General features: G+C 68.3%; 13 protein-coding genes and 1 riboswitch. Of the genes, 8 read left to right on the top strand and 5 right to left on the bottom strand.

The window, feature by feature from the left end; translation table 11 throughout:
* Positions 1-12: 12 nt before the first annotated feature.
* Positions 13-384, bottom strand: a complete 372-nt coding sequence (locus ACGFH6_RS14115; RefSeq protein ID WP_393383617.1) for a DoxX family protein — start codon at positions 382-384, stop codon at positions 13-15.
* Positions 385-462: 78 nt separating this feature from the next.
* On the opposite strand from ACGFH6_RS14115, the gene ACGFH6_RS14110 reads away from it, so the two are divergent.
* Entirely contained in the window at positions 463-1,317 is an 855-nt protein-coding gene (locus tag ACGFH6_RS14110) for an RNA polymerase sigma-70 factor (RefSeq protein ID WP_393383615.1), read from the top strand.
* 127 nt (positions 1,318-1,444) lie between these two features.
* The gene (locus tag ACGFH6_RS14105; RefSeq protein WP_393383613.1) at positions 1,445-2,845 is read left to right on the top strand and encodes a serine hydrolase domain-containing protein; all 1,401 of its coding nucleotides are present in this window, start codon (positions 1,445-1,447) and stop codon (positions 2,843-2,845) included.
* A gap of 18 nt (positions 2,846-2,863) precedes the next feature.
* On the opposite strand, the gene ACGFH6_RS14100 is transcribed toward ACGFH6_RS14105, so the two are convergent.
* Complete coding sequence (locus tag ACGFH6_RS14100) at positions 2,864-3,865, bottom strand: LacI family DNA-binding transcriptional regulator (RefSeq protein WP_393383611.1); 1,002 nt, start codon at positions 3,863-3,865, stop codon at positions 2,864-2,866.
* 177 nt (positions 3,866-4,042) lie between these two features.
* Between ACGFH6_RS14100 and ACGFH6_RS14095 the strand changes: the two genes are divergently transcribed.
* From ACGFH6_RS14095 to ACGFH6_RS14085, 3 genes are all read left to right on the top strand, one after another.
* Positions 4,043-5,590 carry a hypothetical protein gene (locus ACGFH6_RS14095; RefSeq protein WP_393383609.1) on the top strand — a complete coding sequence of 516 codons (1,548 nt, stop codon included), beginning with the start codon at positions 4,043-4,045 and terminating at the stop codon, positions 5,588-5,590.
* A 13-nt stretch (positions 5,591-5,603) separates the two neighbouring features.
* Complete coding sequence (locus ACGFH6_RS14090; protein WP_393383607.1) at positions 5,604-7,175, top strand: hypothetical protein; 1,572 nt, start codon at positions 5,604-5,606, stop codon at positions 7,173-7,175.
* Positions 7,176-7,304: 129 nt separating this feature from the next.
* On the top strand, positions 7,305-8,243 hold the full coding sequence (locus ACGFH6_RS14085) for an NAD-dependent epimerase/dehydratase family protein (RefSeq protein WP_393383605.1): 939 nt from the start codon (positions 7,305-7,307) through the stop codon (positions 8,241-8,243).
* Between the two features lie 353 nt (positions 8,244-8,596).
* Here ACGFH6_RS14085 and ACGFH6_RS14080 read toward each other — a convergent pair whose 3' ends face one another.
* The 3 genes from ACGFH6_RS14080 to ACGFH6_RS14070 form a co-directional block, all read right to left on the bottom strand.
* Positions 8,597-9,097 (bottom strand): DUF3830 family protein, encoded by a 501-nt coding sequence (locus tag ACGFH6_RS14080; protein WP_393383603.1) that lies wholly within the window; start codon positions 9,095-9,097, stop codon positions 8,597-8,599.
* Complete coding sequence (locus ACGFH6_RS14075; protein WP_393383601.1) at positions 9,094-10,476, bottom strand: amidase; 1,383 nt, start codon at positions 10,474-10,476, stop codon at positions 9,094-9,096. Before ACGFH6_RS14075 ends, ACGFH6_RS14080 begins: the two co-directional genes overlap by 4 nt.
* Positions 10,477-10,899: 423 nt before the next feature.
* Positions 10,900-11,871 carry a D-2-hydroxyacid dehydrogenase gene (locus tag ACGFH6_RS14070; protein ID WP_393383599.1) on the bottom strand — a complete coding sequence of 324 codons (972 nt, stop codon included), beginning with the start codon at positions 11,869-11,871 and terminating at the stop codon, positions 10,900-10,902.
* A 65-nt stretch (positions 11,872-11,936) separates the two neighbouring features.
* Here ACGFH6_RS14070 and ACGFH6_RS14065 point away from each other — a divergent pair, with 65 nt between their 5' ends.
* The 3 genes from ACGFH6_RS14065 to ACGFH6_RS14055 all read left to right on the top strand — a co-directional run bounded on the left by ACGFH6_RS14065 (position 11,937) and on the right by ACGFH6_RS14055 (position 15,658).
* Positions 11,937-12,689 carry an Asp/Glu racemase gene (locus ACGFH6_RS14065; RefSeq protein ID WP_393383597.1) on the top strand — a complete coding sequence of 251 codons (753 nt, stop codon included), beginning with the start codon at positions 11,937-11,939 and terminating at the stop codon, positions 12,687-12,689.
* Between the two features lie 551 nt (positions 12,690-13,240).
* Positions 13,241-14,431 carry a M24 family metallopeptidase gene (locus ACGFH6_RS14060; protein WP_393383595.1) on the top strand — a complete coding sequence of 397 codons (1,191 nt, stop codon included), beginning with the start codon at positions 13,241-13,243 and terminating at the stop codon, positions 14,429-14,431.
* 3 nt (positions 14,432-14,434) lie between these two features.
* Positions 14,435-15,658: a PLP-dependent aminotransferase family protein gene (locus tag ACGFH6_RS14055; protein WP_393383593.1), complete on the top strand. Its 1,224-nt coding sequence runs from the start codon at positions 14,435-14,437 to the stop codon at positions 15,656-15,658.
* A 165-nt stretch (positions 15,659-15,823) separates the two neighbouring features.
* A riboswitch (guanidine-I (ykkC/yxkD leader) is annotated at positions 15,824-15,933 on the top strand.
* Positions 15,934-15,943 lie beyond the last annotated feature (10 nt).

Genomic DNA, 15,943 nt, shown 5'->3' with positions numbered 1-15,943 from the left:
CACTCTGCCAGCTCAGCCCAAGGCGGCGAAGCGGGTGGCTGCCACGAAGGCGGCGAGGGCCAGGAGGGTGGTGTTGGCGGCTACTGGTTTGGGTTCCCGGAGGGAGGCGTGGGAGGTCGCGGCGCCGATCATGACGACGGTGAGGCCGACCGCGGCCAGCGGCGTGAGGACGCGGGCTGTGTCGGTCAGCCACGGCGCGAAGAGACCGGCGACGGCGAACAACTCGCAGATCGCGACGGCTCGAACGAGGGGCATCGGGAACGGCGCGATGCCGGTCTGACCGGTGGCGATCAGCCGATCGCGGGACATCGTGGACTTGGCCACACCGGAGACCGTGAAGACCACGGCCAGGACGCCGGTGAAGATCCAGGTGACTGTGTTCATGTGGATTGCAGACGATCGGACAATCGATCGTGTGACAGTGTCACTGGGAGAACGCGTCGATCGTCTGTGAAGGGTGTGATGGAGGAACTCAGACCACTGCTGCTGTCGATCGCGTACCGGATGCTGGGGAGCTTCGGCGACGCGGAAGACGTCGTCCAGGAGGCCTATCTCCGGCTGCACCGCGAGGAGGACGTCGAGTCGCCGAAGGCGTTCCTCACCACCGTCACAACCCGGCTGGCGATCGACCAACTGCGGTCCGCGCGCCGCAAGCGCGAGCTGTACGTCGGCCCGTGGCTGCCCGAGCCCGCCGTCGACGAGTACGTCGACCTCGCCGACCGAGCCGCGTTGTCGGACTCGCTGTCAACCGCGTTCCTCGTCGTCCTCGAGCGGCTCTCCCCCGACCAGCGTGCGGTGTTCCTCCTCTGCGACGTCTTCGGCTACCCGTACGACGAGGTCGCGAGCATGATCGGCAAGACCCCGTCAGCCTGCCGCCAACTCGCCGTACGTGCGCGCCGCCGGCTCGCCGACGAACGCCCGCGGTTCGACGCATCCCGTCAGGAAAGAGACGAGCTCGTACGGCGCTTCGTCGCGGCGGCGCAGCGTGGTGAGCTCGAGGAACTGGTCGAGTTGTTGACACCGGACGCAACGTTCACCGGCGACGGCGGCGGGAAGGGCGGCTTCCCGCGGCCGGTGCACGGAGCGCAGAACGTCGCCCGGATGCTGGTCGGTGCCTTCGCCAAACTTCGCGGTCTTGAGCTGACCGTCGAGCCAGTGCACGTCGGCGGCCAGCCCGCCCTCCGCATGCGAGACGTCGCGAACCGCACGGCCGCTGTCTGGTCCTTCGTCGTCGCCGAGGGCCAGATCACCACGATCCACGGCGTGGTCAACCCCGACAAACTCGACCACCTCCAACCCTCAGACCACGAGAGCTGACGCGGCGGCGTCGACAGTACGACGGAACGCCTCGGCGTCAACCACCGTCACCGGATTCAAGATCACCGCTGCCCGCTTGGTAGAACGCCCCTGATATTTGTCCGATCGGGGAGATAACGTGCCTGGGGTGAGCAGCCTTCCACGGAGTACCCCAGAGGACCAGGGACTGTCCGGTGCCGCGCTCGACACCTTCGTCGCCGCCCTGGACGCGTCCGAGCCAGAGATCCAGACCGTGATGCTGCTGCAGCACGGTCACGTCGTACTCGAGGAGGAATGGTCGCCGTACCGGCGGACCGATCCGCATCTGCTGTTCTCGGTGTCGAAGAGCTTCACCTCGACCGCGGTCGGGCTCGCGATCGACTCCGGTCTGCTGACGCTCGACGACAAGGTGATCTCGTTCTTCGGGGCGGACGAGCTGCCGGAGACGATCAGCGACAACCTGGCCGCGATGACGGTCCGGCATCTGCTCACCATGACGACCGGCCACAGCGAGGACACCGTGGCGGCGCTCTCGCGGGACCGCCGGATGGTCAAGATCTTCCTCGGCCTCGACGTCGACCACGAGCCGGGCACGGTGTTCGTCTACAACAGCGGCGCGACGTACATGCTGTCCGCGATCCTGCAGCGGCTGACCGGTGAGCGGCTGCTCGACTATCTGAAGCCGCGGCTGTTCGAGCCGCTCGGGATCACCGAGGCAACCTGGCAGGTGTCGAGGGAGGGCATCACCGTCGGCGGCTGGGGGCTGAGCATCAACACCGAGTCGCTGGCGAAGTTCGGGCAGCTCCTGCTGCAGCACGGCGCGTGGGAGGGCAAGCAACTCGTCCCGGCCGAGTGGTACGAGGCCGCGACCTCCAAGCAGGTGCCCAACGACAACCAGGAGAACCCGGACTGGCAGCAGGGCTACGGCTTCCAGTTCTGGCGCGGGCGGAACAACACCTATCGCGGCGACGGCGCGTTCGGTCAGTTCGTCATGGTCTTCCCCGACCACGACGCGGCCCTGATCGTCACCAGCGCGACGGCCGACATGCAGGCCATCGTCGACACGGTCTGGGACCACCTGCTCCCCGCGCTCGAGGGCAAGGAGGTCACGCCCGAGGCCCGGCCCGATCGGCTCGAGCTACCGCCACCGACCGGTCCTGCACCGACAAGCGGCGACGGCCAGACGTACCGGTTCGCGGAGAACGTCGTCGGACTGACAGCGGTTCGCCTCGATCCCGACGGGATCGGCACGTTCTCGCTGCTCGGTGTCGAGCGGGATTCGGACGGGCCGACCGACATCGTTTGCGCGGTCGGCGACTGGCGTGAGCAGTCGAGTCACGGCGTACTCCTGGATGCGGTCACCCCGGAGGTGCAGCGCGTCGTGACCAGTGCCTACGGTGACGGCGACGCGTTCGTCGCGACGATCCGTTGGCTCGAGACGCCGTTCGTCGCGACGCTCGCCTGCCGCACGGCCGACGGGCGAATGACGATCGGCGTCAACCTCAACGTGTCCTTCGGCCCGACCGAACTGACGGTCACCTCGGAGTGACGATCGGCTGACCTCCCGTCAGTCGGCGGGCGCGGCGGTCGAGTGCCGAACGACGAGCAACGCGGGCAGGAGCTCCTCCTGGGGCACCTGCCCGGTCTCGAGCTGCTGATGGAGACCGGCCCAGGCGCGGCGGCCGAGCTCCTCCTTGGGCAGGCTGACGGTGGTCAGCGGCGGGCCGAGGAACGCGGCGACCGGGATGTCGTCGAATCCGACAACGGACAGCCGCGACGGCACGTCCATCTCGAGCTCCCGCAGCCGGGCCAGCGCACCGATCGCCACCAGGTCGTTGAAGGCGATCACCGCCGTCACGCCCTGATCGAGCAGCTCGGGAAGCTTGGCGTGACCGTCGTCACTCGTCGACCCCGCCTCCGTCGACGACACCTCGACGCCGAGGTCCGCGGCCGCCGTACTCAGGCCCTCTCGCCGTAGGCCGTCCGACCACGAAGTGCCAGGACCTCCGAGGTAGCCGATCTGCCGGTGACCGAGCTCGGCGAGGTGCGCGACGGCCTGGCGCATGCCCGCCGCCGAGTCGATCCCCACGGTCCCGAACGGCAAGGCGCCCACCGAGCGGTTCGTGCACACGATCGGTACGCCGAGCGCCGGCAACGTGGCGAGACTGCTCTGCGGCATCCGCGGTGAACACAGGATGATGCCGTCGCAACTGCCCGCCAACTGAGCCACGAGCTGCACTTCCTGGTCAGCGTCCTCACCGGAGTCCACCACCAGCAAGCGATGATCCCCGGCCGACACCTCCTCGGCCAATCCCTTGAGCACATGCGGGAAGAACGGGTTCGCCAGGTCGGGTACGACGACGCCGATCGTGCTGGTGACGCCACGCCGGAAGTCCCGGGCGACCATGTTCGGCCGGTAGCCGAGCTCGGTCGCCGCCTTCCGCACCCGGGTCGCCAGCACCTCGTCGGCGACCGGTCGCCCGTTCAGTACCCGCGACACGGTCGAGATCGACACCTCGGCCTGACGCGCGATATCGACGATCGTCGTGCGCTTCCCGGATCTGGTCACGGTCCTCCCCTACAGGTCTGCGGGCACGAGGCTACCCGCCGCGCGCGGTCAGCGAGCCGCGGGAAGTTCGTCACGCCCCAGGGGTTGACATGGTCAGAATCTCACAGAAGTCTAATCAGACAACGTTTTCTCAGCCACTCCGGTGCCCGCGGCCGGAGCCTCCCCAGAGGTTGAATGATGAGCCGACGCCGCCCCAGGCGCCGGGCGGTCGTTGCCGCCCTCGCGCTGTTCGCCCTCCCCTTGACCTTGCTCGCACCCAGCACGCCGCACGCTGGCGCCGCCCCCGCGTCCGACGTACTCCCCGCTGTGCCCGCTGCCGACGTGCTTCCTGCTGCGCCGAGGGCGGTGGCGCGCGACTTCGTCGGGCTGAGCATCGAGTGGTCGCTGATCGAGCGCTACATGGGTCCGACCGCCCGGCCGGCGTTCGTGCAACTGCTGCGGAACCTCGGCAGCGGCGTACTGCGCATCGGCGGTTCGTCCCAGGACCTGATGCCGTTCGACCCGGCCGCACCGAACACCGACGAGATCATCACGCCCGAGGATCTGCGCAACATCCGCGCGACGCTCGACCAGGCGAGCCACGGCCACGACGCCTGGCGGGTTGTGCTCGGGACCGCGATGTCGCCACCGAAGGACACCCGGCCGTTCGTCAGCCCGGAGCACGCCAAGTCCTTCGCGACCGCGGTCCGCGAGACCTTCCGGCCCGGCCAGGTGATCGGCATCGAACTCGGCAACGAGCCGGATCTGTCGTACGGCACCTCCGGCCTCGACCGGTACGTCGCGGACCTGCCCGTGTACGCCGCGGCGATCAGCCCGACCAAGGCGATCACCCCGAACACGAGCGAGGACATCCTGCCCTGGCAGCAGATCCACGAGCGCACAGTCCCGACTCGATGGTTCTGGAACTGGCAGCAGATCCTCGACACCCAGCGTCCGGTCCACAGCAGCGACCACTTCTATCCACTCGCGCGGACCTGTGTGAACAAGCCGTACCGCTGCCCGTCCATCCCCGCGCTCCTGTCCGCCGAGCACCTCGCGAGCCTCGACTACCAGGTGGCGGTGCACAGCGCCGACGCTGCGCAGCGCGGCCTGACCTACCGCCTCGAGGAGACCAACACGGCCGCAGGTCGTGGTGCGGACGGCGTGAGCAACGTGGCCGCGAGCGCGACGTACGCCGTGGACATGATGTTCCACGTCGCCTGCCCACAGCCGCCGGACCGACCCGGCAGCAACGCCGACTGCCGGATCGGCGGGGTCGGGGTCAACCTGCACAACGCCGAGGTCCGCGCGTTCTTCGAACCCGAGGAAGGCAACGGCTACTACAACGCCGTCAACTACGACCCGACCCCCGCGATCGGTGCGCCCACCGCACAACCGGAGTACTACGCCCTGCTCCTTTTCTCGCACTTCGTTCAGGGCGCGAAGACGCTGCGGCCGGTCGACACCGGCACCGAGGTCCAGGGATGGCGCGCCGACGGCCGCCTGGTCCTGATCAACAAGACCGACCAGCCGATCACAGTCGCGACACCACGTGGTTTCGTCGACCGGTTGACGCCGTACGACTCGACCGGTGCCGGCCGGACGCTCGACGCGCCACAGGTCCGTATCGACGGGCAGGCGGTCCGGGCCGACGGCAGTTGGCCCGGGTTCCGGCCCCGGCTCACCCATCAGACCGCCACCACCCTCGTGCCCGGCGAGGTCGTTGTCATCAGCAATCATCCGTGAGGAGACCGCCCCGATGAGATCCCTGCTCGCCACCACCCTGGCGGTGGCGCTCGCCAGTACCGGAACGCTGGTCGCCGGCGCCGCCCCGCCACCCATCGACACAACGTCGGCCCCCAGCGAGGTCCGGCTGACGGTCACCAGCGATTGGACCAATGCCTCGATCACCGGTGACAACCAAGGCTTCTCGGTCGAGTCCGCCGACTTCGCGCACGGATACCTGACCCGCCAACGCATGGCGCAGCGGCTGAAGACCCTCGGACCGGGCGTACTGCGCCTCGGCGGCTACTCGATGGATCTTGTCTGGCCGGCGTTCGGCGCCGCGAAGGACACTCCGGCGCCCGACTGGGCGATCGGTGGCACCGTCGACCAGGGCGACTTCACCGAACTCCGTTCCCTGCTGCACGAGTCCGGCTGGAAGGTCACCCTGGGCGCACCCCTGCTCTCGGTGCTCAACGGACAGGTCACTCTCGACCAGGTCATCGAGGAGGTCGCTGCCGCCCACGCGACGCTCGGCGACGACCTGCTCTCGGTTGAACTGGGCAACGAGTACGACCACGTCACCACGCTGACCCCGGCGCAGTACTGGGAGACGATGAAGCAGTACGCCGCGGCGATCCGGCAACGGTTGCCACACGCAAGAATCAAGCTGACCGGCCCATCGGCGAACACCGCGAAGACGAACACGAAACTGGACGAGTTCACCGCCGCCGTCGCCGCGGACACCAGCGTCAAGCCGGACCAGGTGATCAGCGAGATCGCCTCGCACTGGTACCCGGGCAGCCACTGCGGCTCGTCCAACCTGACCATCCCGCAGTTGATGTCGGCCACGACGCACCTCAATACGGACGCCAAACTGCAGGGCATCATGCAGCTGAGCAGCCGGCTGCCGCGCATCCCGATGACGATCAACGAGTCCAACAGCGCGTCGTGCAGCGGTCAGCCCGGCGTCAGCACCAGCTACGCGACTTCCCTGTGGTCGCTCGACTATCTGCTCCAGACTGCCCAGAGCGGTGTGAGCCGAGTGCAGTTCCACACCAACACGGCCGCCATCTGTGGTGACTTCAAGCCGCGCGACTCGCCGGAGTACCCGATCTCGTACCGGTACTACGGTGCGTTCTGCGCCGCCGATCAGGCCGCGATGGACAAGGGCGAGCTGTCCGCGACACCGCTGTACTACGGCATCTGGGCGTTTCGTCAGGTTCCTCGCGGCCGGTTCGTCGACCTCGGCCTGCCGGACACCGAGCTCGGCAAACTGCGGGCGTACGGCGTCGAGGATCGGCACGGCGACCTGACCGTCGTACTGATCAACGTCCAAGACCCGGCCGCGGCGGACAGCACCGCCTCGCGCGTCACGCTCGACCTGCCCTCGCCGTTCCGTCACGGCAAGAGCGTCACGCTGGGATCAAGCGACGCCGCGGGCCTCGCGTCGTCGGACGCCTCGAAGGTCACGCTCGGAGGCCGGCAGATCCGTCCGAACGGCACGGCCACCGGCTCACCGGTCGGCCAGCGGGTCCCGGTGAACGGCACCACATTCACTGCCGCGGTCCAGCCAGGCACCGCACAACTCATCACCTTGACTCGCTGACCCCTCCCCCAGCGTGCGTCGTACCCCGGCCTGGCGGGGTACGACGCACGCGCGTGACGTGGATCACGTCACAACCCGCCGCCGGCGCGTGTCCTCCGGGTCGTAACAACAGACGACGGAGGAATGACAATGAAGGTATTGGTGGCAGGCGCGACCGGCGGACTGGGCCGGTCGCTGGTCCCGCAACTGGTGGCGGCCGGTCACGAGGTGGTCGGCATGATCCGGTCGGAGTCGAAGGCGGCTTCGATCAAGGCACTCGGCGCGAACGTGGTCCTGGCCGACGGTCTGGACGCGGCCGCGGTGAAGGCCGCGGTGGACACGGTCCGCCCGGAGGTCGTCGTGCATCAGATGACGGCGCTCAAGAGCGGGATCGATTTCAAGAAGTTCGACCAGAGCTTCGCGATGACGAACCGGCTGCGCATCGAGGGCACCGACAACCTGCTCTCCGCATCCCAGGCTGCCGGCGTACGACGGTTCGTCGTCCAGTCGTACGCCGGCTGGAACTTGCAACACGGTGGATCCGCGACGAAGACCGAGGCGGACCCGCTCGACCCGAACCCGGTGGCCGCCCAGCGGCAGACGATGGCCGGGATCAAGCACCTCGAGTCGGTCGTCACGAACGCGGAAGGCATCGAAGGCATCGCCCTGCGGTACGGGGCGTTCTACGGTCCGACCGGCGACATCGGCAAGGGTGGCTCGATGGTCGAGATGATCCGGAAGCGCCAGCTGCCGCTGATCGGCGATGGCGCGGGTGTGTGGTCGTTCATCCACTACGACGACGCGGCGGACGCCACCGTGAAGGCGGTCGAGAGCGACGCGACCGGCATCTACCAGATCGCCGACGACGACCCGGCGCAGGCGGCGGTGTGGCTGCCGGAGTTCGCCCGGATCCTCGGCGTGAAGGGCCCGCGTCACGTCCCCGTCTGGCTGGGCCGCCTCGCCGCCGGCGAGGTCGGCGTAGCCGCCTTCACCACGATGCGCGGTGCCGACAACTCGCTGGCAAAGGCAACGTTCGACTGGCAACCCGGCTACGCCTCCTGGCGCGAAGGCTTCCGCAAGGGCCTCTAACCCACACAACAAGGCACCCCGGCAACCCACCGCCGGGGTGCCGCGCTGCGGGTACCGTCCCGCCCGAACACCACCACCCGCACAGCACCACCACCGGCACACCGCACCACCGGCACACCGCCCCACCCGAACACCACCACCCGCACAGCACCACCACCGGCACACCGCACCACCGGCACACCGCCCCACCCGAACACCACCACCCGCACAGCAGCACCACCGGTACAGCAGCACCACCGGCACGCCGTCCCGCCCGAATACCTCCACCCGGGGGACGGTGCTCCCCGTGCACTGTGCTGCCGGGTGCCGTGCAGCGAGGTGTTGTGCTGCGCGAACGCCTTAAGCCGGGTGCTTTAGTCGCGGGGGTTGAAGCTCAGCGTCTCGCCGCGGGCGCCGCCCATCCACAGGTCCTGGCAAGCCGCCGCAAAGCCGTCCAGGTTGTCGACAATCGCACCGAACACATTGCCCGGCACCCACCCCTGGTCGCCGTTGATCAGCAGATTGTTCCGCCCGTAGAACACAGCCAGATCGACAATCGCCCCCGTCGTACCCGTCCCCGTGGTGTTCTCGTACCCATACGCCGGATTCCCCAGCTCATCGGAGTCAAACGAGAACCAGCACAAGTCGCCCGGGATCGGCGTGACAGTCGTGTTCTCCTTCCCCGGATCAACCGGCGCGAACCCAGGCAGCAACGTGTAGATCTCATTCCGCGCGTACTTCCCGTGGAACACCGGCGCCGACAGAGGCAGCGCATCCCACACCGCCTTGCACGTCCGTGGCGCAACGTCCTCGAGCAGCTGCGCAACACAGCTCACGCCGCGCTTGTCCAGGCTGACGGTGACGTACTTGCTCATCGTGCCTCCAAGGTGGGTATGCGCTGGTGCCAATCGGTCGCGGCCTCGTACGCCCGTCCGACCCGCAACGTGAGCGCGTCCGCATGCCGAGCGCCGACAATCTGCAATCCGACAGGCAGGCCCGCCTTCGTGAACCCACACGGAACACTGAGCGCAGGCTGCTGCGTGAGATTGAACGGGTAGGTGTACGGCGTCCAACTCGTCCAGTCCGGCGACTCCGAGCCATCAGGCACGTCCTGACCGACCGGGAACGCCGTGATCGGCAGCGTCGGCGTGAGAAGTACGTCGTACTTGCGATGGAACCGCCCCATCAGCAACCCGAGCTCCATTCGCGCCGCGGTCGCGTCGAGGAAGTCCGACGCCGAGTACGACGAGCCGAGCGCGGCGACTCGGCGGAGACCGGGATCGACGCGATTGTCGACCGTGTGTGCCTCCAGCACCTTGGCCGCGCCGGACCACCAGAGCACGTTGAACGCGTCGATCGGGTCAGTGAACCCGGGATCGATCTCATCCACCTCAGCCCCGGCGGCCGCGAGCACGCCGACCGCCGTCCGGACCAACTCCTCGACCTCGGGATCATTGTCAACAAAACCAAGATCGGACGAGAAGGCAATCCTCAAGCCGGCTACGCCGTCGTCGATCCCGTCCAGGAACGAAGTGGCCGGCGTCGGCATCGAAGACCAGTCGCGGGCATCGAATCCAGTGATGATGTCGAGCAGCGCCGCCGCATCCCGAACTGTCCGCGTCATCGGCCCCGCGTGCGACAGGGTCCCGAACGCGCTCGGCGGATACAACGGGATCAGCCCGTACGTCGGCTTGAGCGCAACCGTGCCCGTGAAGGCGGCCGGGATCCGGACCGACCCACCACCGTCAGTACCGACCGACCACACACCCATCCCGAGCGCGACCGCGGTCGCCGAACCGCCGCTCGATCCACCGGGCGTCTTGGACGGATCCCACGGGTTGCCGGTCGCGCCGTACTTGTGAGAGTCGGTGACACCCTTCCACGAATACTCAGGGGTCGTAGTTTTGCCGACAATCACCGCGCCGGTCTCGCGGAGGCGGGCGACCGCCGGAGCGTCCTCGTTCCACGGGCCGGCCTCGTCGATCATCGTGCTGCCGCGCAACGTCGGCCAGCCCTTGGTCCAGAGCGCGTCCTTGATCGACGTCGGTACCCCATCGCCGGGGCCCAGTGGCTCCCCGGAATGCCACCGGGCCTCCGACTCCTTCGCGGCAGCGAGCGCGCCTTCGACGTCCACCAGCACGAAAGCGTTCACCTGCTCGTCGTACCGCTCGATCGCATCCAACGCAGCCCGCGTCGCCTCCACCGGCGACACCGCCCGGGCCCGGTACCCCGCAACCAGCTCGCCAACCTCCACCAGCACACTCCCGTCGGTCCGCCTCATCGATTACCCGCCGAGATATAGCCGAGCCTCATACCCACCACATTCAGCAACCGCTCACCCGACACCGCCCCGGACCCGTACCCCACAACAGCTCGCCCACCTCCACCAGCACACTCCCGTCGGTCCGCCTCATCGATTACCCGCCGAGATATAGCCGAGCCTCATACCCACCACATTCAGCAACCGCTCACCCGACACCGCCCCGGACCCGTACCCCACAACAGCTCGCCCACCTCCACCAGCACACTCCCGTCGGTCCGCCTCATCGATTACCCGCCGAGATATAGCCGAGCCTCATACCCACCACATTCAGCAACCGATCACCCGACACCGCACCGGCCCCGTACCCCACAACCAGCTCGCCCACCTCCACCAGCACACTCCCGTCGGTCCGCCTCATCGGCTGCCCGTGGGGATGTAGCCGAGCTTCTTGTCCACCACGTTGAGCAGCGGTTTGCCGGCCAGCCAGCGGCGGACGTTGGTCGCGAACTGCCCGGCCAAGGTGTCGCGCCAGCCGATGACGTCGCCCGACATGTGCGCGGTGATCGTCACGTTGGGTGCATCCCACAACGGATGGTCCGGCGGAAGGGGTTCACGATCGAACACGTCCAGGGTCGCGGCGATCTCCTCATGCTCGAGCAAAGCACGTTCGTCGACAATCGGACCGCGAGCAACGTTGATCAGGTGTGCCCCCGGCCGCATCGCCGACAACACCTTGCCGTCGACCAAACCTCGCGTCGTCGCCGTCAGCGGCGCCGCCAGGACGAGGTGGTCCGCCCACGCCACCTCGTCCGCGAGGTTGCTGCTGGCAACAACCTCGCCGAAGTCCGGGTCGGCGGTGCGAGCGACCCTCCCAACACCGCGCACCTGCAACCCGGCGGCCCGCAGCAGGCGGGCGGTCTCTCGTCCGATCGCCCCGGTGCCGACAATCAGCGCGGTTGCACCGAGGATGCTCCGGGTCTCCCGATGCCGCCACTCATGCCCGCGCTGGAGGTCGAGACTGCGCCGGCTGTCCTTGGCGTGAGCGATCACCGCGCCGAGCACGTACTCCGCGATCGGCCGGTCGAACACCCCATGCGCATTGGTGACGACCACATCGGAGTCGCGAAGTTCGTCGAACAGCAGAGTGTCGACACCCGCCGCGGTCACATGGATCCACTCCAGCGTTCCGGCGTCGGCCCAGACGTCACGGACCGCGGTCGAGAAGAAGTCCCAGAGCATCAACGCGCGGGCACCGCGGACCGCCTCCGGCAGACCATCCGCGGCGCAGTACCGGAAGTCGACCGCGAGGCCCTCCAGCCCGGGTGGCCGGTCGGTCGCCCGCTCACAGAGCACCGCGACGACGGGACGCTCGGAGGTGGCTGGCACGCATCGAGGCTAGAAACCCGTCCGTAGGATTGTCAACAATCCTCGGTGAGCCGCACACTGACCGCATGACCCTGCGGCCTCCCACGCACCCGCTGCCGGCGCCGGTGCCCAAGCTGCTCCAGACCGGCATCGGCGTCGTCGCACCGTACGACTTCGCGCTCGACCGCGAACTGTGGCGCTGGGTCCCCGACGACGTCACGCTGCATTTCACCCGGACGCCGTACGCCCCGCTCGCGGCGACGGTCGAGATGGCGCTGCACGTCTCCGATCCGGAACTGATCGCTCAGACCGCGGTCAACGTCCTGCCGGTCGCACCGCTGGCCGTCGCGTACGCCTGCACGTTCGGCAGCTTCGTTGGTGGCCTCGCCGGTGAAGCCGCGCTCGTCGACGCGATGGTCGCGGCCGGTGCCCCGGCCGCGGTCACGACGAGCGGGGCGCTGCTGATGGCGCTGCGGCACCTCGGGATCAGCCGGGTCGCGACGGTCACGCCGTACACGAACGACCTGACCGAAGGGCTGACCACGTTCCTCGCCGAAGCCGATATCGAGGTGGTCGGGACTGCCGGCCTGGGCTTGATCGCCCAGATCTGGGCGGTCCCGTACGAGACCACCGTCGAACTCGTCCGCAGCGTCGACAACTCGGCCGCTGAGGCTGTCTTCATCAGCTGCACGAACCTCCCGACCTACGACATCATCGCCGGCCTCGAAGCCACCCTCGGCAAACCGGTCCTCACCGCCAACCAAGTCACCATGTGGTCCGCCCTCGACCTAGCCGGCCACCAAGCCCAAGGCCCCGGCCAACGCCTCCTCCTCACCTGACCAAGCTCACTCGACCACACTCCAACCACACGCGACCACGCCGACCGACTGCCCCCACCGCGCAGCACCACGCTCACCGACCCCCCACTCGACCTCGACCACACCCACCGCAAACGACCACACTCAGCTGGCCATGCACCCAGCCACACACGACCGCGACCACCGACCGCACAGGACCGCGCTCGCCGACCACGCCCACACACGACCGCACCCCACCGCGCAGCACCACACCCACACACCACCGCACCCACCGACCGCACCCCACCGCGCAGCACCACACCCACACACCACCCATCTCGACCTCGACCACTGCAGACGACCACGCTCACCGGCTACACGCGATCACGCTCACCTGACCACCCCAGCCACACACGACCACGACCACCGACCGCCCAGGACCGCGCTCAGCGACCACCCCTACACACGATCACGCCTACCGACCGCACCCCACCGGTGCAGGACCAGGGTCGCTGGCCGCTCGGTGTGGTCGGCCTTCTTTCTGCGGGTGGTCTGACGCTAGGATTGTCGACAATCTGCAACCAGGTGAGGTGATGAGTGTGCCGGACCTGCTGGAGCAGGCGGTCGAGCCGGACGAGTACGCCGGCCGGCTCCGCCGGGTTCGCGCCGCCCTGGCCGACCGTGGTTTCGGCGCGCTGGTGGTGAGCGATCCGGCGAACCTCTTCTACCTGACCGGGTACGACGCCTGGTCGTTCTACACCCCGCAATGCCTGGTCGTCCCGACCGACGGGGAACCACATCTGTTCGCCCGCGCGATGGACGCGGCGGGGGCGTCGTACACCTGCAATCTGCGCGACGACCAGATCCACGGCTACCCGGAGGATCTGGTCCACCGGCCCGACGTGCATCCGTACGACTGGATCGCCGGGATGGCCCGCGAGCTGATCCCGGCCGGCGCGGACGTCGCAGTCGAGGCCGACGCATACTTCTTCTCAGCCCGCGGCTATCTTGCCCTCGGCCACGGTCTGCCCGGCCACCGGCTGGTCGACTCGGCCGAACTCGTGAACTGGATCCGCCTGGTCAAGTCACCGCACGAACTCCGCCAACTCAGAATCGCCGGCTCGATCGCCGAGAACGCGATGCGCATAGCCCTCGACCAACTCCAGCCGGGCAAGCGGCAATGCGATCTGGTCGCCGAGATCCTCGCCGCGCAGGCGACCGGCACCCCCGAGCACGGCGGCGACTATCCCGCCATCGTGCCGATGCTTCCGACCGGCAACGCCGCCGGTACGCCGCATCTGACCTGGACCGACCGCCCGTTCGTGTCCGGCGAGGCGACCACGATCGAGCTCGCCGGAGTGTTCGGCCGCTACCACGCTCCCCTGGCCCGCACCGTGATGCTCGGCGATCCACCCCAGCGACTGCGCGAGACCGCCAAGATCGTCGCCGAAGGTATGCGCGCCACATTGTCGACAATCCGCGCAGGTGTGACCGGAACCGTCGTCCACGCGGCGTTCAACGACGTGATCGCGGCGCACGGGCTGGTGAAGGACTCGCGGATCGGGTACTCGATCGGCATCGGATACCCACCCGACTGGGGTGAACGCACCGTCAGCCTGCGTCCCGGCGAGACCACGGTCCTGACCGCCGGCATGGCCTTCCACGTGATCCTCGGGATGTGGATGGACGGCTGGGGCTACGAACTGTCCGAACCCGTCGTGGTCACCGGAGACGGCGTCGAACGCCTGACCGGTCTCCCCAACGAACTCACGATCAGGAGGTAGCCCGTGCAACGAAGTGATCGCGTGCCCGGAGCCGGAACCACACAACGTCCCCCGTACGCCGGACGTGTCGCCGGGCTGGTCGGGTCGGTGATCGACTCGAGTACGTCGCTGCTGCACAAGCAGACCCATGACATCGTCCGGTTCGCGATGGGGTCGCCGGCCGCCGAAGCCGTACCGTCGACAATCCTCGCCGCGATCGCCGCCGAACAACTGAGCCGCCCCGACGCGTACGACTACGCAGCCACCGAGGGCGACCCGCCGCTGCACGACGCCCTGCTCGAGATGCTCCGGGGGACCAGCGACGACACCACGGCCGACCGGCTCACCATCACGGCCGGCGGGATGCAGGGCCTCGACCTGTTCTGCAAGATCTTCGTCGACCCCGGCGACCTGGTCGTCGTCGAATCGCCGACGTACACGAACGGCAGCGCCACCGCCCTCTCGTACGGCGCCGAACTGCTGGAGGTCCCGGTCGACGACAACGGCATGATTGTCGACGATCTACCACGCCTACTAGGCGATCGTCGACCGAAGGCGATCTACACGATCCCAACGTTCCAGAACCCCTCCGGCGCGACCCTCTCCCTGGAACGACGCCACCAGCTGCTCGAGTTCGCCAGGAGCTGGGGATCGATGGTGATCGACGACGATCCGTACGGGCTTCTGCGCTTCGCCGGGGACCCACTGCCGACGCTGCGCGAGCTCGGCGCCGGTGATCCGCTCGTGTTCGCCGTACGGACGTTCTCGAAGATCATCGCGCCCGGACTCCGGGTCGGCTGGGTCGACACCGACCCCGAGCTGCAGCCGCTGCTGATCAACGCGAAGCAGGCCATGGATACCTGCACGAACCTCCCGGCGCAGCGACTCCTCGCCGGCTTCCTGACCGGCGGGCATCTCGAGGAGCACCTGGTCACGCAGCGCCTCGAGTACAAGCGACGCAAGGACGCGATGCATTCGGCGCTGCGGGAGTACTTCGGCGACATCGCCCGCTGGACCGATCCCGAGGGCGGCTTCTTCCTCTGGGTCACCCTGGAGAACGGCGTCGACACCGCCGAGCTGTTCGAGATCGCGCTCGCCGAAGGTGTCGCCTTCATCCCCGGCCCGGCGTTCTCCCCCACCGGCCGGTTCACCGACGCCCTCCGGCTGTGTTTCGCCTCCACCCCACCGGACCGCATCCGCGAGGGAGTCGCCCGCCTCCGCCGCGCCGCCGACAAGTTGTTGCCCTAGGCAACGCCTAGCGATCCACCGAGCCGCAGACGGAGTCGCAGACGGGCGGCCTCTCTGCTCTCTCACCGGCTCCGGCCTCGGTGAGAGGATTCCTTTACGCCGCCGTTACACGCGAGGACGCCCGCTGAAACCGGAGCGCCCTGAACTGGAACAGACCCGCCTGAGGCGGGGCGCCCCTAGGGTTCCGCTGCCGATGACCGGCAGGCCTGGTCCGAGAGGGGAGGTGGTGCTGTCGCGACGGCACCGCTCCACGGCGGGACAAAAGCCCGGGAGGCCTTGAAGGCC

This window comes from Kribbella sp. NPDC049227 (assembly GCF_043197265.1).
Taxonomy (GTDB): Bacteria; Actinomycetota; Actinomycetes; order Propionibacteriales; family Kribbellaceae; genus Kribbella.
This window is presented reverse-complemented; position numbering and strand designations above follow the sequence as displayed.